This is a genomic window from Trichocoleus sp. DQ-A2 (assembly GCF_039961915.1).
GTDB lineage: Bacteria > Cyanobacteriota > Cyanobacteriia > Cyanobacteriales > FACHB-T130 > FACHB-T130.
This window is the reverse complement of sequence record NZ_JAMPKD010000002.1, coordinates 1-24,129: the sequence shown is the minus strand read 5'-3', so window position 1 is coordinate 24,129 and position 24,129 is coordinate 1. Positions and strand designations below refer to the sequence as shown.

Annotated in this window: 18 protein-coding genes, 1 tRNA gene, 1 pseudogene and 1 other annotated feature; of the genes and pseudogenes, 4 read left to right on the top strand and 16 right to left on the bottom strand. The window is 47.0% G+C overall.

Annotation, left to right across the window (positions count from 1 at the left end; translation table 11 throughout):
* The 3 genes from NC997_RS01615 to NC997_RS01605 all read right to left on the bottom strand — a co-directional run bounded on the left by NC997_RS01615 (position 1) and on the right by NC997_RS01605 (position 6,142).
* Positions 1-3,279, bottom strand: coding sequence for a tubulin-like doman-containing protein (locus NC997_RS01615; protein ID WP_190529300.1), 3,279 nt, complete (start codon positions 3,277-3,279; stop codon positions 1-3).
* Positions 3,280-3,398: 119 nt separating this feature from the next.
* Positions 3,399-4,301, bottom strand: coding sequence for a VWA domain-containing protein (locus NC997_RS01610; RefSeq protein ID WP_190529298.1), 903 nt, complete (start codon positions 4,299-4,301; stop codon positions 3,399-3,401).
* 188 nt (positions 4,302-4,489) lie between these two features.
* Positions 4,490-6,142 (bottom strand): ABC transporter substrate-binding protein, encoded by a 1,653-nt coding sequence (locus NC997_RS01605; protein ID WP_190529587.1) that lies wholly within the window; start codon positions 6,140-6,142, stop codon positions 4,490-4,492.
* 369 nt (positions 6,143-6,511) lie between these two features.
* Between NC997_RS01605 and NC997_RS01600 the strand changes: the two genes are divergently transcribed.
* Together NC997_RS01600 and NC997_RS01595 are read left to right on the top strand one after the other, a co-directional pair.
* Complete coding sequence (locus NC997_RS01600; RefSeq protein ID WP_190529296.1) at positions 6,512-7,057, top strand: GIY-YIG nuclease family protein; 546 nt, start codon at positions 6,512-6,514, stop codon at positions 7,055-7,057.
* 65 nt (positions 7,058-7,122) lie between these two features.
* A complete protein-coding gene (locus tag NC997_RS01595; protein ID WP_190529294.1) occupies positions 7,123-8,952 on the top strand; it encodes a protein kinase in 1,830 nt (609 codons plus the stop codon).
* A 177-nt stretch (positions 8,953-9,129) separates the two neighbouring features.
* Here NC997_RS01595 and NC997_RS01590 read toward each other — a convergent pair whose 3' ends face one another.
* Entirely contained in the window at positions 9,130-11,511 is a 2,382-nt protein-coding gene (locus tag NC997_RS01590) for an ATP-binding cassette domain-containing protein (RefSeq protein ID WP_190529292.1), read from the bottom strand.
* A 167-nt stretch (positions 11,512-11,678) separates the two neighbouring features.
* Between NC997_RS01590 and NC997_RS01585 the strand changes: the two genes are divergently transcribed.
* Positions 11,679-13,199, top strand: a complete 1,521-nt coding sequence (locus tag NC997_RS01585) for an IMS domain-containing protein (RefSeq protein WP_190529585.1) — start codon at positions 11,679-11,681, stop codon at positions 13,197-13,199.
* Between the two features lie 73 nt (positions 13,200-13,272).
* On the top strand, positions 13,273-14,517 hold the full coding sequence (locus NC997_RS01580) for a serine hydrolase (RefSeq protein WP_190529290.1): 1,245 nt from the start codon (positions 13,273-13,275) through the stop codon (positions 14,515-14,517).
* 307 nt (positions 14,518-14,824) lie between these two features.
* Here the strand turns inward: NC997_RS01580 and rplL are convergent, their stop codons facing one another.
* From rplL to NC997_RS01520, 12 genes and pseudogenes are all read right to left on the bottom strand, one after another.
* Positions 14,825-15,217, bottom strand: a complete 393-nt coding sequence (rplL, locus tag NC997_RS01575) for a 50S ribosomal protein L7/L12 (protein WP_190415192.1) — start codon at positions 15,215-15,217, stop codon at positions 14,825-14,827.
* A gap of 131 nt (positions 15,218-15,348) precedes the next feature.
* Positions 15,349-15,927: a 50S ribosomal protein L10 gene (rplJ, locus tag NC997_RS01570; RefSeq protein ID WP_190529287.1), complete on the bottom strand. Its 579-nt coding sequence runs from the start codon at positions 15,925-15,927 to the stop codon at positions 15,349-15,351.
* A gap of 45 nt (positions 15,928-15,972) precedes the next feature.
* Positions 15,973-16,172: a sequence feature (ribosomal protein L10 leader region), on the bottom strand.
* A 92-nt stretch (positions 16,173-16,264) separates the two neighbouring features.
* Positions 16,265-16,981, bottom strand: coding sequence for a 50S ribosomal protein L1 (gene rplA, locus NC997_RS01565; RefSeq protein ID WP_190529285.1), 717 nt, complete (start codon positions 16,979-16,981; stop codon positions 16,265-16,267).
* Positions 16,982-17,080: 99 nt separating this feature from the next.
* Positions 17,081-17,506 (bottom strand): 50S ribosomal protein L11, encoded by a 426-nt coding sequence (rplK, locus tag NC997_RS01560; protein ID WP_190415195.1) that lies wholly within the window; start codon positions 17,504-17,506, stop codon positions 17,081-17,083.
* A 9-nt stretch (positions 17,507-17,515) separates the two neighbouring features.
* Positions 17,516-18,172, bottom strand: a complete 657-nt coding sequence (nusG, locus tag NC997_RS01555; RefSeq protein WP_190415196.1) for a transcription termination/antitermination protein NusG — start codon at positions 18,170-18,172, stop codon at positions 17,516-17,518.
* Positions 18,169-18,393, bottom strand: a complete 225-nt coding sequence (gene secE, locus NC997_RS01550) for a preprotein translocase subunit SecE (RefSeq protein ID WP_190415197.1) — start codon at positions 18,391-18,393, stop codon at positions 18,169-18,171. The genes nusG and secE overlap by 4 nt, the downstream gene beginning before the upstream one ends.
* A gap of 325 nt (positions 18,394-18,718) precedes the next feature.
* Positions 18,719-18,791, bottom strand: a tRNA-Trp gene (locus tag NC997_RS01545).
* A 92-nt stretch (positions 18,792-18,883) separates the two neighbouring features.
* Entirely contained in the window at positions 18,884-19,246 is a 363-nt protein-coding gene (gene rplS, locus NC997_RS01540; RefSeq protein ID WP_190415198.1) for a 50S ribosomal protein L19, read from the bottom strand.
* A gap of 275 nt (positions 19,247-19,521) precedes the next feature.
* On the bottom strand, positions 19,522-20,622 hold the full coding sequence (gene pstS / locus NC997_RS01535) for a phosphate ABC transporter substrate-binding protein PstS (protein ID WP_348257753.1): 1,101 nt from the start codon (positions 20,620-20,622) through the stop codon (positions 19,522-19,524).
* A gap of 449 nt (positions 20,623-21,071) precedes the next feature.
* Positions 21,072-22,985 (bottom strand): iron uptake porin, encoded by a 1,914-nt coding sequence (locus NC997_RS01530; protein ID WP_190529281.1) that lies wholly within the window; start codon positions 22,983-22,985, stop codon positions 21,072-21,074.
* 372 nt (positions 22,986-23,357) lie between these two features.
* Positions 23,358-24,029: an iron uptake porin gene (locus tag NC997_RS01525; protein ID WP_190529583.1), complete on the bottom strand. Its 672-nt coding sequence runs from the start codon at positions 24,027-24,029 to the stop codon at positions 23,358-23,360.
* A gap of 10 nt (positions 24,030-24,039) precedes the next feature.
* Positions 24,040-24,129 (bottom strand): annotated as a pseudogene (locus NC997_RS01520) (IS5/IS1182 family transposase); the annotation flags it as partial.

The window sequence follows — 24,129 nt, the reverse complement described above, 5'->3', positions numbered from 1 at the left end:
TTAGCTCAGTTGCACTAATTTAGTGCCGCATTTAGAACAGAACTTTGAGTTCGCTGGGTTCTGATTTCCACAGTTAGTACAGAAAACGTGAGTACGAGTCTCTAGAGCCGGAGAATGATTTGACGCGACTCCAATTGGCTGAGTTGCAACAGGAGAATCAACAGGTTGAGTACCCGGTGAATAAAGCTTGTAAACTTCAATCATCTCCTGAATGACTCTTGCTTCGCGCTTGTAATTTAGGCTATCGGTTGCGCCTTCTTTTTCTAGTTCGACGGCACGCCGATCCAGATATACTTTCAGTTGGTGATACAGAGCTTGTTTTTTCTGCACCGTGTCAGCTTGGGTTAATTTTGCCGTCACCTGACGCTGAATTTCTTCTTGATCCGGGCGACACGCCAACACTTGCAGCACTTGCACCGCTTCTTCCCAACTAGAAGCGATATCAACGTTTTCCAAACCAATTACGGTTTGTCGGGTATAACGAATTACCTTTTCTTTGGTTAAGCGATTTTCTTCTATTCGCAAAACTTGTAACGCCCTTGCTTGTACAACGAGGCGGAAAATATCTGGATTTTCTGGAAAGATATCCCAAAACGGCGGTTCTTTTTGAATGTGAACGGGAATCGGCGGTTCTTTGCTTTCGCCTTTAAGTTGCGCCCGTTTTGCCTGAATGGATTGTCCTTTCCAATCTTGATAAGATTGCTGCAACTCCGGCATTCCCTCAATGCAACGCAGAGAGAAACCACCAATTTCTTGTACAAAGACAATCCGGTGACGTTCAGCTTCTCCCAGCGGTGTAATCCCTTCGTTACTGCCAACTCTCTCCCGCAGAATCGGGATGAGCTTAATTGCCGCTGGATCGCTGCTGTTGCGTCCGCCAACCAGGGCGACTTTGGCATTGAGTGCGGGGGTAAAGCCTGCGTCTTGACGTTTGAGAACGGCGTCAGAGAGTAAAATCAGCGGCTTCGATTTGCTGTAGGCCGTGCCGATGCGGTTGCGGATTTCGGCTTCGTCGTTGTTGAAGACTTTGAATAAGCGATCGCAAGCTGCCAATTCTCGCTTCAAGCGGCTACTTTCCGGCGCATTCATCACGACCAATTTAGCGCGATCGCCAATAATTTCTTTAAAGTCATTCTCCTGCACATCTGCCAAATTCGGCAGATCGAACAGCCGCATTACCTCACCCGCCGCACGGTTACGCTTCCACAGCGGACTTGCTTCTGCGAGAACCTGTACTGACAAATTGCTACAAATCCCATCAATTCCCAACTCGTAGCGACTCTTAGAACCTTCGCTAGCACCCGCTTGTTGCTCAATTAAATCTCGATATAATTCATTGAGTTCTTCGCGGTTATACAGCTTAATCCCATTCACAATCAAAGCATCAGCACTATCCGCTTGTCGATCCGCTTTTTGTTGAAAATTATCGCGGGTTTGCTTCAATTTTTGATTTAAGCGTGCCAAACGGCGGTTTAATTCATCCAGATGTTCTAGCATTCTGGTAATGACTTCTAAACCTAAATATCTTGCTTGAGTTTGAATGGTTGCTACCAAGCTACCTTCTAACCCGGTTAGCGCTAACTCGCAGGATTTTTCCATATCTGCGTGCTTGGTAAGGGCAAACTTATTCTTAAACTCAGTAATATCTTGCAGCGCCTTTTCGTAATCTCTCTGTCGTTCGGTTTCCTTGGGTTGCCAAACTTTTTCTGATTCCCGGCGGAACTTTTCGGCGGCATTTTCAAAAATTTGGCGCACCGCCGTCACGAAAGCATCGGCAAATTTTGGCCCTCTCGTGCGATCCTCAATAATCCGATAAAACTCTTCGTCTAACGCTTTTCGTCCTTGTTGTACGATGCGGTTGCGGTTATCGTACATCTTTTGCAAGAAGTCACCGTGCAATCGCTCGTCCGGACTTAATTTCCGCAAATGATTGGCTTTATATTCTTCAACTTTTGGCTGGAGATAGTCTAAAAACTGGAGAATCTTGCCCTTTTCTGAACCAACAATATTTACGCCTTGCTGGGTACATTGCAACTTATTATCCGTAGCAATTTCATTGCGGATAGAGTTTACCCAAGCGGAGATTTCGGTGATATATGACCTGTCACCAGCCGCAGATAAATCTGCAATCAGTTCCCCTTCTGTAAGGCGCATCCGTTTCAGGTCACTTTGCACCATCTCTAATACATTCGGTGGCAACTGTACCGATTCATTCAGCCACCAGCGAATAAAATCAGCGGCAAGTCTATCTGATAAATAAGTGCGAATTTGAGCTATTGGAATTTCTACCGTAGATAACCCAAAACTCATGAAATTTTTAGGATAACCGCGTCCCCCAGGATCTGCCTGCGCCCAAGCTCCTTTAATATTATCTCGAATCGAACGTTTATAAGGCGCAAAATCAGAAGTTAGATCAAGGAAAATGTTTTGGGAAATCATCTCCCGAATTTGGTCGAGAGTAAATTCACTCTCCCCATTTTTTGTTCCAACCAAATAAGTAAAATCAAAAGGCGCAGATTTACTGCGAATTTCGTCCACCAAACCGCTGCTAAATTGGGCAATATATTCAGTTCTATAGTCAGAAAAATAGCTCAATTCCATCAAAGCAGCGTAACCGTTAGCGAGAACGCGATCGCCGACATTGATACTGGCGAAAGCCGTCGGCATCGGCACAATCGCCGTCACCATCGGACTCGCTTGTCCCCGCAACCAATGGCGGACACAATAGCCGATATCAATCAGCATTCCGCTACCAGTCCCGCCGGATAGAGAACCCGTTACAAAGACATTTAAACTCGTCGTATCTACCTTAATGCCATAGCGATCGCGCATAAAGGTTTCGTGTCCTTTGACGGCATCAGCAGCTTCATTAAACCGTCTTTGAAGTTTGTGGTAATTGCAATAAAAAGCAAATCGCCCATAACTGCGAATTTGTCCTGCACCAACTTCAATTGCCCCAATATTTCGCTCTAATTCGGTAGGAAACCAACTCTCTATCCAGGGATAGTTTCCCATATCCGACATAATTTTTTTGACTTCACTACCAGCAACACTTGCCCAATATTTTTCGTTGTCTTTGAAGGGAGAACCAGCGGCGGCAGGATTATTGACTTTGTACTCTCTATCTGTATCAATAATTAAAAAGCTGATTAGGGGGAAATTTTGCAAACTGCCATAAGTTTCTTCTACTAAGCGGCGTACTCGTGACAACACTTCATGCCCGGTGCCTCCGATACCCACTAATACAGTGGGAACCATGCTTTTCTCTTCTACTGCCATAAGATTTTCTCCTAGTAGCTATATTTTAGAATTTTTAACGCAAAGGAGCGCAAAGGTAAGCGCAGAGGTACGCAAAGAGAAGATTTTATTTGCGTACCTCTGGGTTTTAAAAATCTCACCTAACATTTAACAACGATATCCAATAAATTAAATAGCTGCCAAACAATTAAAGGTGTCAAAACACTCCAAAATAGAGCATTACTTAAGGATAATTGACCAGAAAGTGACCGATTAAAACCAATTAAACCTTGAAATAACCACCGATCCAGGGGTAAAATTAGCGTCCACATTAAAGCAATCCATGTCGCCCCTAGCCCCAGAATAAGCCATTTAAGGTTACTGTTGAAACGGGTAAAAAATGTGTCGGTGAAGAGCATTTCTAGATTATTCTGTTCGCCAGACAGATAAATACCGCCAGTAGCTAAAGCTGCGGCTTGCAATTCTGGAGAGCCTTCCCCTATCACAACTGTATTAATTCTAACTTTACGATTCCTGGCATCGGTGATGATGGCTGGTGACACGTTAGCACCGCCATCGGTAACTAACAGTAATTCTCGACAGCGCTTTTGCCCAATAGTGCCGAGTGCTTCCGTACCTTTTTGAATTGCTAAGTTAATATCTGTCGTATTGTTCGCGACCAGTTGAGGGAGATCGGGATTTGCCAAAGCTTGAGTTAATTCGGCGTCCACTTGTTGACTGTCTGTTTTAAAATCACCCGTAAGCGATCGCACAACTCCCCCAAATCCCAAAACCTGTATCTGGTTTTTGTTTCTCAACTGCTGGGCGTTTTGTTGCAAATACGACCGCACCGCTGCGACTTCCTGATACATAACTGTACCTGGGGCGTTAAACTCCGTACTGTAAGTGCTGCTGCTGAGGTCGAGAGCGATCGCAACTGCTACTGGCGGCCTACCTAATCCTAACAGCCAGATGAGTGCCGTCACGACTATACACGCTCCCAGCAACATCAACGGAATCTGGAATAACGGATACAACCACAAACCGCGACGAGAACGACTCACTTAGAACCCTGTTGTAAATTGGTCATGAATCATGAGTCATTAACAACGACTCATGACAAGCAAAAACAAACTATAAACTACAGTCCTTCAACTACCAACTCCGGACTGCAATCAACCCAAAAACTCCTCTCTCCTCTCTCTCCTCCCTTCCCTCTGCGTCCTCTGCGTCCTTGGCGGTTCGTTCTCTTCTAAATCGGGTTAAATTCATACTTAGATCCCGGCGGGCCATTAGAACCAGGCGCGGCTTGCACAAGCGGAACTTCATTGAGAACATTAAAATCGGTAGCAGTGCCGCTAATGGGCACTCCTTGATTCAGCAGTTGAGATACGCCTGACCGAGAAGGATTTTGGCTAAAAGCAGACGTTAAAGCTTTCGTCGCATCATAAGCGGTAGCGGTGCGCCAACTGACACGTCCTTTCCAAATCGTGGCAGCTTGGTTAGCGAAGGGATCGTTCGGTTGAGAACTCCAGGGAACTGCCAGCACAATGCCTTTAATCGCGTCGCCGCCAGAAGTGAGAATTGTTGGGTTATACAGTTCATCTCCGCCAATTAACTGTAACCCTTGCGTCCCTGTGGGATTGGCTTTGGCAATCGCAACGGCTCGATCTACTTTATTCTTACTGAGTGCCAAGAAACCAATTTTCGCCCCCGCCGCAGTTGCATTCTGAATCTCAGTAGCAGCATTGAAGTTGGCACCCGTGACATCTACTTCCTTAACAACTTTGCCATTTACTTTAGATAAAGCGGTGGTGAACTGCTGCTTTAATTGCTGACTGTAAGGACTATCGGCGTTATAAAAAACCACCACAGACGGCGCGGAGGACTTTGCAGCGGTATATTTTGCTAAGGTGGTGCCGACGGTTTGCAGATAAGTACCCAGCAACTCGTTGGCTTTTTTGGCGAGGGGGATGGTTTGCAAGGTAGACTGACCGCCAGAACCGGGAGTAATGCTAGTGCTGATGGGAGAAAGGACGGTTAATCCAGCTTGTTCGTACATGGCAATCGCTTGCTGAGAGCCATTATCTACCCCATGTCCCAAAACGCCTAAAATATTCGGTGACTTGGTAAGGTCTTGCGCCAAGGAAACCGCTTTTACCGGGTCAACATCGTTGACAATCACGACTTCTAATAAGCGTCCGGGTGTCGCCGGAGACTGGTTAAACTCGTCTTGTGCTTGTCCCACACCCCGGAGAACTTCCTTCGCCGTGTCCGGACTGGGGGTGATGGGGACTACGACTGCCATTGTCAGAGGATTTCCGGCTTTTTTGGCTTTGGCGTTATTCAGGTAAATTTTGCTTTCGGGATCGTTGGGGTTGACGCTAACCGCTTGTTGATATTGCGCGATCGCTTCCTCCCAATTTTTCTGGGCAAACGCGACTGCGGCGGCTGTTTTTTGGGAATTTGTTGCATCCTTTAACAGGATTTTCTCGCCTTGACTGATCAACTCGGCATTATTAGCGGTATCGCTTGCGATCGCTTGCGGATCGGCAGTTTCCGTGGGTGCATTGTCGCTAGCGGTGGGAGATTGAGTCTCAGGAGACGCAACGATTGCCGGTTGTTTATTTCCCTGTGTCAGTTTATACAAGCCAAATCCCCCCGCCAGTGCCGCCAGAATCCCCAGCAGAATCAGGATTGGCAGCAGAAGTGAAGGCTTAGAACCGGGCGGCTTAGAGATGACCGTTTTCTGGCTTTTCTGAGGATTCATTGCCTCTCTAGGCAAGCCGCAAACAATACAGTCTGGCCCGTGATTTTCCTGGGGTGGATGGGCTTCATTGCTTGGGTACTGTTGATTGTTGTTTTTCGGTACACCATCACAGATCCATTTGCCTTGCGTATTCAATTCTGCCAATCTCCCTGGTAGCCATACTTACTATTTATTCTAATAATTCCAATCTTCTGCCGGATAGAGCAACTGTATCATTTAATTCTTGTTAGCGCGGCAACGTTCGCTGCTCCAGACGCTTTAAGATAGTGAAGGTGCATTATCCTTCACTAAGCTTGTGAAGCGTGAGCGCAGAAGTGTAGAGATAAGGTTAATTATTTTTAGCGCTTTTTTGGCAGTAAGATGACACCTAAAGGAAGAACCTCTGAGCTTAAGCCTAAATCTAAATTTAGGGATAAATTCAAGAGCAATATTTTTTTCCGGAATTTGTTCAAGCCACCTCTGTGAGATTATCAAAAAGTCAAATAAATAACTCAAAAAATACCGATGACTTCTGAAAGCGATATTCCATCTCTTGCCAGCCTAGAATATATCCCTTACCTCGACGAAACCGGACATTTACCAGAGAAATTTCAGGGAAAAATTGGCGTATACGCAATATTCGATCGAGAGAAAGTGCTGCAACTGATCAACTATTCCCGCGATATCAATCTCAGTCTCAAGCAACATTTAGTACGTCAACACGAACGCTGCTATTGGCTAAAAGCACATACTAGCGATCGCCCAAACCGTACCCTGCTAGAGAGCATTCGGAATGCCTGGATTGAAGAAAATGGTGCCGTCCCTCCCGGTAATGGTTCCGAACAAGCTGCATGGAACGATCCGATTGATGCAAAACGAGCCATGACCGCTGAGGAACAAACTAAGTTTACAAGTCCAGCGATGGATGAAGTCGGGCAAGGGAAGCTGTTAAAAAATGTAGCAAGGCGCGTTGAAGAAGAAATTTTTCAACAGCTCAAAACTCGTGGGGTTCAAGAGGAACTCCGCTTTAATCCAAAGTTAAAAGAAAGTGGCTTACTAGACCTAAAGTAAGGACGCCATAATCGCAAGTCTTCTACAATCCTTGCACCAAGTAACCCCGACCGCCCTAACATCCCATGAATCCACACCTGTTGAACAATCGCTATCGCATTATCCAGACGCTGGGAAGTGGTGGATTTGGTAACACCTTTCTGGCAGAAGATACTCATATGCCGTCACGGCGTCGCTGCGTAATTAAACAGCTCAAGCCAATGGCAAACAATCCCCAGATGTTCCAGATGGCGCAAGATCGATTCCAACGGGAAGCGGCTATTTTAGAGGCGATGGGTGAAGGTAGCGATCAAATTCCCAAGTTGTACGCCTACTTTTCGGAAGCTGGGCAGTTTCACCTGGTGCAGGAATTGATTGAAGGGAAAACCCTGACCAAAAAGGTGCAAACTCAGGGGTTAGTGCCTGAAAGTCAAGTTAAGGAGATACTTGTCAGTCTGCTGCCTGTCTTGGATTATATCCACAGCAAGGGCATCATTCACCGGGATATCAAACCGGACAATATTATTATCCGGCAACGGGATGGGAAGCCGGTATTGATTGATTTTGGTGCCGTTAAGGAAAGTATGGGTGCGGCGGTGCATCCAGGGAATGCTCCCGCCTCGATTGTAATTGGCACGCCGGGATTTATGCCGCCGGAACAGGGAGTCGGGCAACCCGTCTTCGCCAGCGACATATATAGTTTGGCGCTGACGGCGATTTATCTACTCACGGGGAAACTACCGCAAGATTTACCAACCGATCCGCGAACGGGGGAGATTTTGTGGCATCAGTCCGCAGCGAATGTTAGTCCGGGTTTTGTTGCTGTCTTGGATAAGGCGATTCAGTCGCATCCGCGCGATCGCTATTCCACTTCCAGAGAAATGCTCGATGCTTTACAATCGGGTGCAACTCCAACGGTGGCTTCTGCTGGGGGTGCTGGAGTGTCTAATATGGCAACCGTTGCGGTGTCTCCGGGTGGTGGGAGGAACGTTTCGCCTGCGCCCGTCAATTTGCCGCATACCCCTCCAAACCCTGCGCCTGTAGTTGGTCAAGGACGGCGATGGAATCCTTTGCTAATCGGCATTTTGGGTGGATTGACCTTGGTGGGTGCTATTGTCGGTCTTACCCGATTTTTCAGCAAATCACCCGAATCACCGTCTCCCGTCGCGTCCTCTTCACCAACATCAGAACCAACCGCCAGAGAAACAGAACGCACCCCTGAAAGAAATCGGCCTCTGGAGACATCGCCCTCTCCATCACCTGATTCACCGACAAGACAGGACGAAGCGACGCCTCCGCCGGTTATTGCTGAATCTCCGACACCAAGATCGGAGCGATCGCCCGAACCCGAACCAGCGCGAACTCCCGAACCAGCACCTGTTCAATCTGCAACACCAGAACCCGCGCGATCGCCTGAACCTGTGCGAACTCCCGAACCTGCACCCGTACCCCAAAACAATAACCCGAATCCAAATCGTCCAGTTTCGAGCGTTCCCACATTTCCCGTCGGTACATCAAGAAGCACTATCCAAGCATCCCTCGGCACTCCAAATAGAGATGTGAGTGGTGCTTGGAGAACCCGCGCTGTCGTCTATAACTTAGTGCCAAATCAGATCGATCTTGGCTACTTATTCGATCGGAATTCCGGTCGTCTTCGCCAAACTGAAGCCTCCTTTTACCCAACAGTAGATCCTCAAGTTGTGGAGACGACTTTAGACGGATTATTAACAGGTGGAGCCAACAATTATACTAAACAGGGACTAAAACAGGTGCAACAGCGTCGGAGGAGTTCTTACACTTTTACTCAAGGCTCTTTAAAAGGTATGATTGTCCGCCAAGATTGTGATGTTATTTACATCAGTATTTGGGATGCAGATTTGCACGAACACAATCCGTCTGCTGCCAGGAAATGTTAAATATTTTCATCGTTAACTTTGGGAGAATTCTAATTATTTCTGCTTGGTTAAAGCGACAGCAAAATATAACAAATGCTTGTAGCGACATTGTTTACAAATAGTATTTTTCAGTCTACTTTAGTTGATTTTTGCTTAAGCTGGGCGATTTAAATCGCTAGCGTTTGAACGGGTTAAGGATTAAAATATATCCTTCCGCTTTTGTACCCAAAAATTGATTGTTAAATAGACTACCGCGTGCAGCAACAAAATTCCCCAATTTAACCCTAAATTCTGCCACGTTGGATCGTAAATAGGCGTTTTATCAAACGGCATCGGCGCAAGCGTACCATTCGGTAAAAATATCGGATCGGGAACCATTGCATTGACATTGACCAAAGAACCGTAACCACCAATCGACCACCGACTTAACATCAACCAGGAAATTTTACTGGCAATTCCTTCTATCTTAAATAAAACCCCGGAAAAGATAATTTGAGGTAGCAAAAGTAAAGGTAAAGCACTATTCGCTTGCCTGCTATTTTTGGCAAGGGATGAAACCAGTAAGCCTAAACTCATGCTAGTAACAAGCGTCAAAAAGGTATTTACTGCAAATCCTAAAGACCAAGGTATCAATTCAGGTTGCGGAGATTTGAAACCAATCAGAATTACTGCTGAAATCAGCAAGGTTTGCAATAAGGCTAGCGCGGAAAGAACAAATGTTTTTGAAGCAAGATAAGGGATTAACCCTAAATTGACCAATCTTTCTCGCAGGTAAATCGCAGATTCTTTGACAATTTCTTGCAAAGAACTGGAAAGTCCGACCCAAATCGCAGCGCAGGTAAATACAAATAATACTCGCAGCGCTAAAGGTGCAAGGGCAGGATCGGATTCGCTACTAAGAATGAGAGGGTTTTTCCCACCAATTGCTAGGGGAATCAAGGCGATACCGATGGGAGAAGTTAGAAGAGATAAGGCGAGATAGATGCGATCGCGTCTTATCATCTTCAAGTAGCGCCCACTCAGCAAAGCTAATTGCTTCCACGGAGAGATACTGGCTTTTTGGGGAGGTGAACTGGCGTTTTGTGGCGTATGACTGCCAGCACCGAGGGAATTTGCAATGTAGCGTTGATAATCGGGCGATTGGCGAAACTGATTCGCGTATTGTTGAACGATGGCTTCCGTTTCTTCTTCTTTCTCCTTATCCAGTTGCGTGTAAATATCGGCAAAATTATCCGTTGTCACTCCAAAAAATTTCAGCGCGTCCTCCGGGATGCCATAGTAGCAAAGTCGTCCGCCGCGACCGAGAAAAGCAACGCGATCGCACATTTTGATATTCGCCGTCGCATGAGTGACTAAAATAATCGTGCGTCCCTGATCCGCTAATCTCCGCAACATCTGCATCATCTTCTTATCCAAACCAGGGTCGAGTCCCGAAGTCGGTTCGTCTAAGAAAAACAGCTTTGGATCGGCTAAAAGTTCTACCCCAATGCTGACTCGCTTGCGCTGACCGCCGCTGAGATGTTTGATTAAGGCATCTTGGCGATCGGACATTTCAATATCAGTTAGAGTTTTTTGCACCACCTGTGACACATCCGTATCCGGCGGAAGTCGCAGCGCCGCCGCATAAGTCAGCACCTCTACCACCGTCAAATCTCGGTGCAAAATATCATCTTGGGGCACATAACCAATTTGCGTGCGGTACATATTAAAGTTTTTCTGCAAATTGTCGCCATTGAGATACACCGCACCTTTAGCCGTCTTCTCAATCCCCAATAAAGTCTTCAGCAACGTGGATTTACCCGTTCCGCTTCCCCCCACCAAAGCCACAAATTGCCCTGGTTCAATTGCCAGGGAAACGCCATCCAGACGCCCTTTGATGACCAGATTCTCAGCATCCAGACGAATTTGATTGCCCTGATCAAGTACCACCAGATTGTCGCCGCGTAGCACCAGGGTAAATGACCCAATGCGAATGGTTGTCCCCTGTGACAGGACAGCAGAACCCGTGACTCGTTGCCCGTTTATAAAAACGCCGTTGGTACTGCGATCTTGCAGGATGTAGCGCCCCTGAGAGTCCGTATCAATCGTGGCGTGACGCCGAGAAACGATGGGCGAATCTAACTGCATCGTGGCATTGGCGTCGCGTCCGATTTCCACCGACCGATTTTTCAGCGAGACGGGACGCGGTGGCGTCAGCATTTTGGCGCTGGAGGGATTGAAATACCTCAGCTGAATTAAATTCTGGGGATTTTGACCAATTTGAATTTCAATGCCATTTTCCAGGCGATAGCCTTCTGTGGGCGTAATCAATCGGTGATCTACAAACAACTTATTGGTACTGGGTTTGCGTCCATCGCCGTCATAAATGTAATAGTCATCCCCATCTCTATGTAAGACGGCTTGGCAAGCGGAGATGACGCGCCAATCATCTGGAACAATTAGATCGGCGAAAGCGCGATCGCGTCCCAGTATGTGTCGGTCTGCTGTCAGTTCCAAGGGTGGTAAAATCTGCCCCTGATTATTTAGCACCAAATAGGGATTGGTGCTGATAACAGTCCGCTGCCCTGGCTGGGTGGTCATTGCATTCTCTAAAAGTGGGTAACTTTTTTTAGGAAAATGAAACCTTTCCGAGGTTTCTCCTTCTTTATCCTTCTTTAACTATTGGTAAATTTTGCTGAAACTGCTAGAAATGTCCTGAATACCTGATGTTATCTTCTAAAGAAAACCTTACGCGGTGAAGGCCAATGATGCCAACGCTGTTGGACAATCGCTATCGCATAATTCAGACGCTGGGCGCTGGAGGGTTTGGCGAAACCTTTCTAGCAGAAGATATCCATATGCCTTCGGGCCGCCGGTGCGTCATTAAGCTACTCAAGCCGGTGACGAATAATCCCCAGGTTTACCAGCTAATTAAAGATCGATTCCAACGCGAAGCCGCCATTTTAGAAGAGTTGGGCGAAGGCAATCACCAGATTCCCCGGCTGTATGCTTACTTTGCGGCTGGCGATCAATTCTACCTAGTTCAGGAATGGATTGAAGGGGAAACGCTGGCTCAAATGGTGCAACAGCAGGGATCTCTCAGCGAGAATTCGGTGCGGGAAATTTTGGTAAATCTGTTACCTGTCCTAGATTACGTGCATCACAAGGGGATTGTCCATCGAGATATTAAGCCAGCCAACGTGATTGTGCGAAAACGGGATACCAAACCCGTCTTGATTGATTTCGGCGCGGTGAAAGAAACGATGGGCACCATCGTCAATTCTGAGGGGCGTACTATCAGCTCAATTGTAATTGGGACGCCTGGATTTATGCCCAGCGAACAGGCAATCGGACGCCCACTTTTTTCGAGTGACTTGTATAGTTTGGGTTTGACGGCGATTTATCTATTAACCGGCAAACTTCCTCAATCCCTAAATATCGATCGTGACAGCGGCGAGATTCTGTGGCGTCAGTATGCTTTGAATGTTAGCGCCAGTTTGCTAGCGGTGCTGGATAAGGCGATTCAGTCTCATCCGAGCGATCGCTATAAAAATGTCCAAGAAATGCTCGATGCTTTACAAACTCCAGTCTCTCCAATTCCCCCCACGGTTCCTTACATTCCCCCGCTAGTCGTTTCTCCACCTCCAGAAAACACCTATCAGCCATCCACGGTGCCTTCTTACCCTCCTGAAGTTGCTTCTTTACAAACCACTGCGGTGTCATCCTCCCAACCTGTTGCCACCAGAACTATCTCCGATTCAAGAGATTGGCAGAAGGCTGTGATTTTAGGCAGTGCGATCGGGATAGTAATTCTGGGTGGTATTTTATTCAAAACTGGAAAGTTACCAAGTTTTTTAACGAACCGACCTCCCAATCTAGAAAATACTCAGCAAGCTCAACAAGAAGCCGTCACGTTAATTAATCGGTGGGTAAACAGCAAGCGAAAAATATTCGCTCCCCCCTTTAATCGCGAACTTGCTGCCGAACTGACCACGGGACAACTCTATGAGAATACCGTTGGAGAGGGCGGCTCAATGGCTTGGCTAGAGAATAACAATGCTTACTACCAGTACGGCGTTCAAAAAGTTGGAGATATTGAAAAATTTACCGTAGATGGCGATCGCGCAACTATCGAAATCAGGGTAACTGAAGAACGTACTCTCTATAAAAACGGTAATATCGACCCCAACGAAACTGACTTCAAAACTCGGTTGGTGCGATACACTTTGCAATCAGTAGACAGCAAATGGAAAATCCTTGAATACAAAACGATCAGAGAAATTCAATAACTCCCCGTGCAGTTCCTTGAAAATTATTTAAAACGAGAAATCAGGAAAACTTAAAAACCATAAGGTGCAGCTCGTGGGTCAGCAACCACAACCAAAACCGAATAAACGTGCCCAACAAATTGCCAAATTTAAAGCCAGACGTGCAGCTCGTGCCCATCAAGTCAAGAGACGGGTGCGACGGCTGCGATTTGCGGCTTTAGCGATCGCCTCCGCTACAATCTTTACAACTTGTGGGTTAAGGTTAAATCGGTTGGTAACTCAGCGTCCAGCAGTCGTATCCGAGCAACTAAATTCTACCTTGCCGGTACTTCCCCCTTGGGCTAAAACTGCATTATTACCTCTTCCATCTCGCCTCCCCGGACGCAATCCTTCACAACTTGTCTACAATGTCAAGACTCCGCCAAACTTTAAACAAAGTCAGGAGTTGGAAGAAATTGTTGATGATGTTGTTAAATTGGCGACCGAGAAAGACTTACCTATAAAGCCTTTATCTATTACCTTAATCAACGTTAAAACAGGTGAAATTGCCGGATATAAACAAGATACATTGAGATATCCTGCTAGCGTCATCAAAATGTTTTGGATGGTAGCTCTCTATGCTCAGATAGAAAACGGGATTTGGGCAGACGAAGGTGCATTTTCTTTATATGTGTCCAAGATGATCAAGGAGTCTGATAACGAGGCAGCTAGCTTCATCCTTGACCTGTTAACAGATACGCAATCTAGATCGAAAATAGAAAATGATGAAGAGTTTAAAATATGGCTAGATAAACGTCAACAAGTGAATCAATTTTTTAGAGGAGCAGGCTACAAAGGCATTAATATTAGCCAAAAAACTTTTCCAGTTCCCTATCTAAGACTTCCAGAGCCTCTAGAGATTGATTTGCAAATGCGAGGCGCTCCCAAAGACCCCATTCGGAATAAGATAACAACCGATCAGGCAGCTAGGCTCTTGTACGAAATGTGTGGAACTGGACAGGCTGTTTCCTCAGCCGCTAGCGAAAAAATGTGCGGATGGCTAAGAAGAGATTTGCGCCCAGAAATGAGAACGCAAGAGTCAAAAACCTGGGGTGACTTCAACCCCATCCAGGAATTTTTTGGCGAGGCTTTGTCTGATGTGGATATTGATTTTTACTCAAAGGCGGGTTGGACTTCTTTTTCGCGCCAAGAAGCGGCATTCGTCGCAACCAGAGATGGTAGCACCGTTTATATTTTGACAGTCTTTGGTGACGATGCCGCCTACGCCCAAAATAAGACAATTTTTCCCAAAATGTCTCGTTTAGTCTTCGATCGCATGGTCGCCCGGAATTCCCCCTAGGAACAAAAGAGGGATTAGATTACCTAAAAAATCACCTCAAAAAAAAAGGAGCCTTCTTTAGACTCCTGAATCGTAATTCCTGTTTAGCTTCAGGAAATTACTTCATTTCTATTCGGTGATTTTTTGCTAAGTAGGCGGATGCAATTAAATTGAAGATTTTCGTAGATTTTCGTAGGTTAGCTGGAAAAACGCAAGGAAACCCCAAATCTGCATGAGTTACGCGATCGCTAACCCATCCTACAAATAATTAATCCCGCCTACTGAATGGCTAATGGCTCATTGAAAAAAACCATTAGCCATTAGCCTTTTACTTAACTGCTACCTTCGCACCAGCTTCTTCCAACTGCTTCTTGATATCAGCAGCTTCTTCTTTGGCAGCGCCTTCTTTAACTGGCTTGGGAGTAGATTCTACCAAGTCCTTAGCTTCTTTCAGACCCAGACCCGTGATGGTGCGGACTACCTTAAGAATGGCAATCTTCTTATCAGCTGGGACATCTTCCAGAATCACGTCAAACGCAGTTTGCTCTTCAACTGGTTCCGCAGCAGCAGCAGCACCAGGAGCCGCCATCATCATCATTCCACCAGCAGGGGCAGCAGCACTAACGCCGAAAGCCTCTTCAATCTGCTTAACGAGTTCAGAAGCTTCCAGCAGAGTCAGTGATTTTAGTTGATCGAGAATTTGGTCAGTTGTAGCAGACATTTCAAAACTCCAGTAACGTTATTCTTGTTACAGCCTGCCTAGGCAGGCTTTGTTTGTGTAGCCGCGAATCCATTCTTTAGGCGTTTAGGTAGCTGCCTTCATCGGCAGACTTTGTACCTGTAGCCGCCAATTTATTCCTCAGACGCTGAGGCAGTAGCAGTTGCATCGCTTTCGCCGTTGCCACCTTCTTGCTGCTGCCCGGAGACCGCTTGTAGTCCTCTTGCCAGCGAAGCTGGAACTTCGTTGATAGCCACAGCAATCTTGGTTGCCAAGCCATTGATAGCTCCAGCAATTTGCGCCATGAGTTGTTCCTTGGAAGGCAAATCTCCCAGCGCTTTGATGTCAGCTTGGCTCAAAGCTCGACCTTCCATCACACCACCCCGAAGTTCTGTCTTCTTAGTGGCTTTTTGGAAGTCTTGGTAAGCCTTAATTGCGCCGCTCAAATCATCCTTGACTAGCAAGAAGGCAGAAGAACCCTTAAGGAACTCTGACATCGGTTGCCAGTTGGAATCACCCTCAATGGCAATTCCCATCAGCTTGTTCTTGCTCACCTTGCAAACGGTGCCGCTGGGACGCAGCCGCCGCCGCAAGTCCATAATCTCCGAAACTGATAACCCCTGGTAATCGATGACGATTGCCAGCTGAGCTACATTTAAAGTTTCTTTGATTTCAGCGACCATCGCCCGTTTATCTTCCGGCGTTCTACCCATGTATCTTTCACCTCCTTTAGAAAATGCAGAATGCCAAACCTAAAAAAGCCCAATTAAAAACCCCAGCGGTTGAGCCGGGGTTACGCAATATCCCAAGGAACCCTTTTCAGAGTTCGCATTTTTGGTGCAGTTTCTGCCATGTTGCGTGTGGCGAGAAGATTGACCTTAATGCGGTAAAGTCGCAAACCTAGGCAGGAAATTAAGCCATTAGCTCCTGCTGTCTCCGGCGCGTGCTATTCAGTTAATTGGGTTGAAAACTTTAAATCTTGCTCCTGTTGTTTACTTCATCGATTGCTCCTGTAAGGGTGGGAAACCCTTGCCCCTACAGGGCTGAATCTTAGGCAGCTTCAGTCAGCTTTAAATCGCGCAGGGCGTTGATGTCAATTTCAATCGATGGCCCCATTGTCGCAGATATGTACACTGTGCGCCAGTAGCGACCCTTGGCTCCAGAAGGACGGTTACGGTCAATCGTTTCCTGTAACGCCTTAAGATTCACGAGCAAGTCTTGAGTTGGGAAGGCAGCTTTGCCAAACAAAACGTGGACGATCCCAGTACGGTCAGCTCTGAATTCTAACTTACCAGCTTTAAATTCAGCGATCGCCTGCACTAGATCGAACGTCACCGTCCCACCTTTGGGATTGGGCATCAAGCCACGGGGACCGAGCAAACGTCCCAGTTTTGCTACCTGGGGCATCATATCCGGTGTCGCCAGCAGCAGGTCAAAATCCATCATGCCTTTTTGGATTTGGTCAATCAGCTCTTCGGAACCGGCAATATCAGCACCGGCATTGCTGGCTTCTTGGACCTTTTCCCCTCTGGCGATTACGGCAACTCGAATTGTCTGTCCAGTTCCTTTGGGCAAAGCAACGGTTGTTCGCAGCTGTTGGTCGGTATATTTGGGATCGATTCCCAGGCGGATATGCGCCTCAGCAGATTCAGGAAACTTAGCAGTGGCTGTCTCTTTTAAAAGGTTGAGAGCCTCTGTGGGTTCGTAGGGTCGATCTTCGACTTTCTTTTGCAGCTCTTGGAGCCTACGGGATACTTTCTTGGTCATATTTTTCTCCTGGGGTCACTAACGAGATATTATCTCTCCCCCGATTGGGTTTACGTTGCCAGCTGTCCGCTTGCTTGCAATTAGCGAATCAAAGAATCGCTATTCGTTAATCGTAACGCCCATATTCCGGGCAGTTCCTTCCACAATTTTCATTGCCGCATCAATGTCGTTGGCATTGAGATCCGGCATTTTAGTTTGAGCAATTTCTTGCAACTGTGCCTTTGAAATTGACGCCACTTTTTTCCGGTTTGGTTCGTTGGAGCCTCGCTCAATGCCAGCTGCCTTACGAATCAGAACGGATGCTGGTGGTGTTTTAAGAACAAAGGTAAAACTGCGGTCTTCATAGACCGAGATTTCTGCCGGAATTACCATCCCAGCTTGATCCGCTGTTTTGGCGTTGTATTCTTTACAGAACGCCATGATATTGACCCCGTGCTGACCGAGTGCTGGTCCCACTGGCGGAGCAGGGTTAGCTTTGCCCGCATTAAGAGCTAGCTTGATGATTGCAACAACTTTCTTTGCCATCTTAACTATTTAGCTTTGTTTCTGAACCTGATTAAACTCCAATTCTACCGGCGTATTGCGTCCAAAAATGGATAGTGACGCCTTCAGCTTGCTTCTTTCTGGGCTGACTTCAATGACCTCGCCTTCAAAATCTTTAAACGCACCAGAAAGGACAATAATTTTATCTCCTGTAGCCAGATGAGTTTTCACCACTGGCTCTTGCTCGGTAGCTTGTTTAAAGATACGTTCGACTTCTGAAAAACTCAGCGGCAAGGGTTTAACGTGTCCGCGTCCCCGTCCGTAACGGCGTTTCTGTTCTGCACCGACAAAGTTAATCACGTTTGGGGTGTTCTTGACAACCTGCCAAGCTTCATCGTCCATCTCCAATTCACCATCTGCCCCAGGAGTTAGCCGCATCCGGACTAGCACGTAGCCGGGAAAGACTTTTTCTTCCGACTCCTTGCGAGTGCCATCTTTGAGCATTTTCAGGGTGCGAGTTTGAGGAATTTCCACCTGGAGAATGCGATCGCGAACATCAAGAGTTTGAATCCGCTGTTCTAAGTTTGTCTTGACACGCTTTTCACATCCAGATGCCACCTGAACGGCGTACCAGCGGGATTTTACCGAGCCATCTGACGTGTCTTCAAGTTGATTGAAATCCTGTGGATTGTCGGTTGCAAAACTCATCCGAACACCTGCTTTGCTGCCCAAGCAAAGAAACCATCAACCAGATAAATTAAAACTGCCGAAAGAGTTACCATTAACAGCACAGCAGCAGATTCGCTGAGCAATTGCTGCCGACTGGGCCAGACGACTTTATTCAGTTCGTCTTTGGTTTCCTGAAAAAAGGTTGATATATTAAACCCAGTTGTTTTTGCTTCGCTCTCGGCTTCGTTTTTCTTTGCCACAATATCTCTCCCGTTAATACAGCTCTTGAGCAGTTCATTTCTACCGCTTTTAGCTGTGTACAGCCTAATGTGCTGCCAATCCACGCAGATACCGATGCAATCGTTGGGTCTAGCACCTGAACTTAGGCAATACTGATGAACCACCTACACAACACAAGTCTACCCGAAAGTAAACGTTTTTGAGGCTGACTATGCAACCACAGGAATGCTTTCGGGCAGAGCTTTGATGCCTAAGTTCTGAGTCCCTCTATGTTTTCACTCTGTTAGCGCTGTTGCGCTACTTCGCGAACACTCTTCAGTTCTCAGTCCTGTTTTGTGATGAGAGCGCGCCCTGGAGGACTTGAACCCCCGACATCAGGTTTTGGAGACCTGCGTTCTACCAACTGAACTAAGAGCGCACAGGTGGATTTGAGAGCGAGAGGCTGAACTTTTCTCTATTTAAGTTTAACCCCTAGCGGCGTCAATCGGGAATAGCCTTGTCCAAATTGGACTACAGGCTACGGTCAAAGCGTTGTTTAACGCGAGTGGCTTTCCCGACGCGATCGCGCAGATAGTATAGTTTAGCACGACGCACCTTACCCCGACGAATAATCTTGATGCTTTCAACTCGGGGAGAATGGAGCAGAAATACCCGCTCAACGCCTACTCCCTGAAATACCCGCCGTACGGTAATCGTACAGTTAATGCTGCTACCGCCCTTGGCAATAACGACGCCTTCATAGGGCTGCGTCCGTTCTTTACCGCCTTCCTGGATAATTACCCCAACCTTAACGGTGTCGCCCACATGGATAATGGGCAACTCTTTTTTCAGATGCTCCGCTTCAATTGAGCGGATGATTTCCTGAGCGTTCATTGGTTTCGCCAAAAAGTCACAGCCTTTAATCTTATATCAAGAGCTAGGTATACGTCTACCGGGAATCTCTGAATTTTCCCAAATTTTTACTTTTGTAGGCGATATAGTGCTAGGGGAATTCAGGATTGGAAGTTCTAGATTCTCACTCTCCAATCCCAAAAACTTCATTGTTAAGTCTTCATAGTCAAGTAGGGTAAGCAGTGCCTACTTGACTAACATTCTGGTTCAGAAAGGATTAGCCTCTTGCCGATTCGGGCAATATCTAACGCTGAAACTTACGGCTTGATGGTATCCACTGCTGCTTGAACTTTGGCTACAACAGGCTGGGGAAGAGGCACGTATCCTAGCTCTTCACTGTACTTTTGTCCTTCGTTTAACGACCACTTCAAGACATCCTTGAGGGCTTTTGCCTCGTCAGGATTCTCATAGGTCTTGTAAGCCATGACCCAGGTATAGGTGACAATTGGGTAAGAATTCTCGCCGGTTGGGTCGGTGATAGAAACTTGCAAGTCTGCGGGCAGAGTCACTGCGGCTAGCGTGTTAGCCGCGCTTTCGCTGGAGGGTTCGATAAACTTGCCCGCTTTATTTTCCAGCGCCGCTACAGGGATATTTTGTTGCTTGGCGTAGCCGTACTCGACATAACCGATGGCACCATCACTTTGCAGGAGTTGAGCGGTGACGCCTTCGTTGCCTTTGGCACCCACGCCGACAGGCCAGTTGACAGTTTTACCGTCGCCAGGGCCACTTTTCCATGCCGGACTAATCGCACTCAGATGTTTGGTGAAGACTGCTGTAGTACCGCTACCATCGGAGCGATGGATAACAGTAATCTCCCTGTCTGGTAAATTCAGCCCAGGATTGGCTTGGGCAATTCTGGGATCGTTCCATTTCTTAATTTTGCCCAAGAAAATATCTGTGTAAACCGCACGCGGTAGCTTAAGACCTTTGACATCAGGCAAATTGTAAGCCAGAACAATACTGCCTGCTGTCATGGGTAATAACACGGTACCCTTGGCAACCTTGGTAATTTCCTCCTGTTTCATGCCTGTATCGCTGGCACCAAAGTCCACGGTTCCCTGAGTGAACTGTTCCACCCCAGCGCCGCTGCCAACCGATTGATAGCTGACTTGGACGTTGGGATTCTGCTTGTTGTACTCAGAGAACCACCGCTGATACAAAGGAGCTGGAAAACTGGCACCGGCACCTGTGAGGCTGACGTTGCCGCCGCCACCACCGCCTGCTGCGGCAGGAGTGGCGCTACCAGGGGTTCCTGCCGTTGGACTGGTGGAAGGAGTTGTGTTTGGCGACTGACAGGCAGTCACGCTCAGTGAGAGGGCGATCGCAGGAATTAGAAAAGCCCGTCGTGTTGAATGCATTGGAGAAAACATACTGAATCTTTGAGTCTTTAAAAAGCTGACGCTGAAGAATTGTCAAAAATGCTAGGTGCATGTTCCTTCCTGGCGGTTATTGTCGTTTTATTTACTGCCAGGAGGTGGGGATGAACTAGAGCAGATGAAAACCAACTCCACAAGATAGCGTATTTACAAAAATAAAATGCTACCCCTGCCGATCTTTATGCTAGTTCTGCAAGTTTAGGTAAAGGTAAGGTTTTGGTAATCTACAGGTTAAGCAAAGGTAATGATTGGCAGCAGGAAAGCGCAGAACGAAGCAGTTTCGGAGGCTTGGATCTGCACAAGAAAGTGCGATCGCTTAAGTTCAGATAGGAGCGATCGCACACAGCATTTTTATTCGCGTAAATCTACCGTTTGTTGGGTCAGAGACGAGCGGGCGAGGAATCCCCCGCCCCTACCCGAAATATAGGTGCTTAGAACTTAAAGGTTGTTCGCAGCGTTCCTACGTAGAGTGTGTCGTTGTTATCGTTGTGTTCGGGATTGAGAATCACCAACAACCCTGGGGTGAGTTCAATGTTGTCAGTCAGCCGATAGCGATACAGAGCCTCTACATGATATGAGGTGTCCCGATCTTCATTGTTACTGACATCGTTGTCGGTCACTTTAGGCGGCATCCCAAATACGAAACCAAGTAGGTTCCCTTTTTTGCCCAAGTCTGGGAAGGCTAAGCTTACAGCCCAGTTCCAAATATCTGCATTAGATCCTGTAGTTGCAAGACCAACCGGACTAATTTCAGCTGTAGCTACTGAGTAACCTGCCCAGCCTGAGAGGGTAATGGCAGAACCAAGCCGGAAGCTTGCATTCAGTCCGTAGTGATTGCCTGAAGTCGCAATGTTCCCGAAGGGCCGGTTGGCAAATCTACTACCCGTACTCGACATGAAGCTGACGCCTTTTTCTTGGTTCTCATAGGTATGGGCGTAAACCAAACCCACATTCAGGGCGTCACTAGGACGGAAAACAAGTTGAGCTAAACCTGCATAGGCACCACTGAATTCCCCGTAACCGTTTGAAGGATCGTTGCCTCGAGGCGCTAGATAACCTAAAGATAGGTTTAATGCCTTGCTAAAGTTGTAGGTCGCAGTCAACCCAGTCCCCTCAGAACCTAGTCGGTAGATGGGGTTGAAACGCCCAAAGCGGGAGATAGAGCCACTTCCACTACTCTCGAAATTGGGGTTGAAGGTGTAGACGTTGTCATTGAATTCAACGTTGGCGGCATCAATTTGGATTAAGAGCTTATCGCCTAGGGGAAAACGATAGTAAAAGTCGTCGATTTCGAAATCATTCCCATTATTGCCGTCAAATCCCAAGCGGGTCATGCTGGTACCCGTAATGTTGGGTCTTGGGTTCGTTGATGACGAGCTACCGGCATCAAATTGAAAGATGTTTCTAGCTTGCAGGCGGGTTCGCAGGCGGTCTTTGCCCGTGAAGCTAGTGTCAAAATTCAAACGGGCACGGTCAGCAAAAATGAGGTTAGCGTCTATGTCGCCCCCGCCAGCCCTTTCTTCACCAAAAACGTCAGCAAGCGCAAAGATAACTTCGCCAGTCAGCTTAGTCGTTGTAGAGAATTGATGGCTTTCCAGAAAGGCCGTGCGACCTTCTAAGTTATCTACTCGCGTTCTTAAGGTGGCTAATTCTGCCCCAAATTCATCAATTAGCCGCTGTAGCGTCGCTAAATCTTCTTTAGTGACAAAGTCAGCCGAACTTGCCGCAATCAGTTTTTCGATTTGCAGCAAACAGGCGTTCATCCCGGCGGCAAATTCATAACGCGACAGTGCCCGGTTGCCGCGAAAGGTACCATCGGGATACCCGGCGATACAACCATAGCGTTCTACCAGACTCCGCAGTGCTTCGTAAGCCCAATCCGTCGGTTCTACGTCTTGCAACTGCGAGACGTTGGTGACTTGATCCATTGAGTCGGTCGTCCCGACTTCATTGGTGTATTGGTCGATTTGTTCTAATTCGCTGTTTTGGCTCGTGGGGACAGCATCACCAGTGGGTTGCGCGATCGCGTTATCTGCTAAAACTGGTTTCGGACTCAGTAATTCAGCTTCGGCAACCGGCGTTTCTTGGGCAGACGTGCCGTTGGTGAAAACTGGAATAGAACTAATTTCTGGTTGAACAGCCAGTTCTTGAACAGGTGTCTGCTGCGCTTGCTGGGATTGGTCGGCTGGTTTTAATAAATCAGTCACCTGGTTAGTGGCAGCTATCGGCTCGCTCGCCATTTGAGTTTCAGGCGTCTGTGCGGCAAGCGTGCTACTGCAAACTAATAAGGATGCACCTAGGATCGCTGGTCCTAATTTTAGAGTATTCCACAAAATTTTAGACATCTAATCTCCTCACACCTAACTGAACTCAAGGGAAACAATCCCGGATTAACGGAACGCTATAGGGAGTCTGCTTGAGAAACTCCATCATTATTAAACATGAAACACTGCCAACTCAAGCTCAACATTGTCTTGTAGGCGACATAATTTCCTCTAATGCTAGTTGTGTCAGTTTAGGGATAGGTAAGGATTTGGTAATCTACAGGTTAAGCAATCCTGACAATCCGCTAGCTAGGAACCCAACAAATAAAGCCGATTTAGAGGCTTTCAAGTTGCGCTCCGAATCGGCAAGAGCAAAGTTGGCGATTAAGCGATTAGATTAGTTTATGTGATTAGTTGTCAGTTGTGACTATCGATCCTCACCCTGACCGCTAATTAAAAGGTAAACGTTGTTCTAATCGTACCAATAATGATGTCATCATTATCTCTGTTTTGGTTAGGAGATGTCAGCCAGATAATGCCCGGAGTAATTGAGATGTTATTTGTCATCTGATACTTATAGAAACCTTCAATGTGATAGGCAAAATCACGCTCGAAGTTTTCTGGGCCAGGAACATTTAAACCTCTGAGAGTTGGTTCGGCTCCAGCGATAATGCCAAGCAAATTGCCTTTTTTGCCAAAATCTGGTACAGCAAGACCAAGGGCAAAGTTCCAAATGTCTGCATCGCCTAAGCCAATCAAACGAGCGTCAGTTTTGCCCACCCAGCAATTTAGAACAAATTGAGGGGTTAATTGGAAGGAAGCCTCTAACCCGTAAGAGTTGCTTGAAACGGGTCTGCTCAACTGAGCTTGGGTTAGACCACCTATAGTCGCAGCAGCTAGCGTCGCTGGATTCAAATTGGCAAGACCAGTGCCAGTACCACCCATAGCAAAGCGGGGAGCATTATTGCCGCCATTATCATAGGCGTGAATGTAAGTGAATCCAACCTTAAATCGGTTAGTCCCAAAAACTAACTGTGCCAAACCTGAGTAGTTACCGTTAAAAACCCCGTTGTCATCTTCGGGATTGTTGGCTGTGTTGGAGAGATAACCTAAGAGCTGATTTATAAAGTTGAGACTAAGAAGTGAGACGGCTGAGCATCAGTCGTACCATAGCTCCATAAATCATTGCCTCACTGACCTCTGGCAGTAGTTCATAATCCTTGCT

Coding starts and splice junctions, on each gene's coding strand:
- NC997_RS01530 (WP_190529281.1), bottom strand. CDS start 22,985: ATGTCTAAAATTTTGTGGAATACTCTAAAATTAGGACCAGCGATCCTA.
- NC997_RS01600 (WP_190529296.1), top strand. CDS start 6,512: ATGACTTCTGAAAGCGATATTCCATCTCTTGCCAGCCTAGAATATATC.
- nusG (WP_190415196.1), bottom strand. CDS start 18,172: ATGAGTTTTGCAACCGACAATCCACAGGATTTCAATCAACTTGAAGAC.
- rplJ (WP_190529287.1), bottom strand. CDS start 15,927: ATGGGTAGAACGCCGGAAGATAAACGGGCGATGGTCGCTGAAATCAAA.
- rplS (WP_190415198.1), bottom strand. CDS start 19,246: ATGAACGCTCAGGAAATCATCCGCTCAATTGAAGCGGAGCATCTGAAA.
- pstS (WP_348257753.1), bottom strand. CDS start 20,622: ATGCATTCAACACGACGGGCTTTTCTAATTCCTGCGATCGCCCTCTCA.
- NC997_RS01595 (WP_190529294.1), top strand. CDS start 7,123: ATGAATCCACACCTGTTGAACAATCGCTATCGCATTATCCAGACGCTG.
- rplA (WP_190529285.1), bottom strand. CDS start 16,981: ATGACCAAGAAAGTATCCCGTAGGCTCCAAGAGCTGCAAAAGAAAGTC.
- NC997_RS01615 (WP_190529300.1), bottom strand. CDS start 3,279: ATGGCAGTAGAAGAGAAAAGCATGGTTCCCACTGTATTAGTGGGTATC.
- rplK (WP_190415195.1), bottom strand. CDS start 17,506: ATGGCAAAGAAAGTTGTTGCAATCATCAAGCTAGCTCTTAATGCGGGC.
- NC997_RS01590 (WP_190529292.1), bottom strand. CDS start 11,511: ATGACCACCCAGCCAGGGCAGCGGACTGTTATCAGCACCAATCCCTAT.
- NC997_RS01585 (WP_190529585.1), top strand. CDS start 11,679: ATGCCAACGCTGTTGGACAATCGCTATCGCATAATTCAGACGCTGGGC.
- rplL (WP_190415192.1), bottom strand. CDS start 15,217: ATGTCTGCTACAACTGACCAAATTCTCGATCAACTAAAATCACTGACT.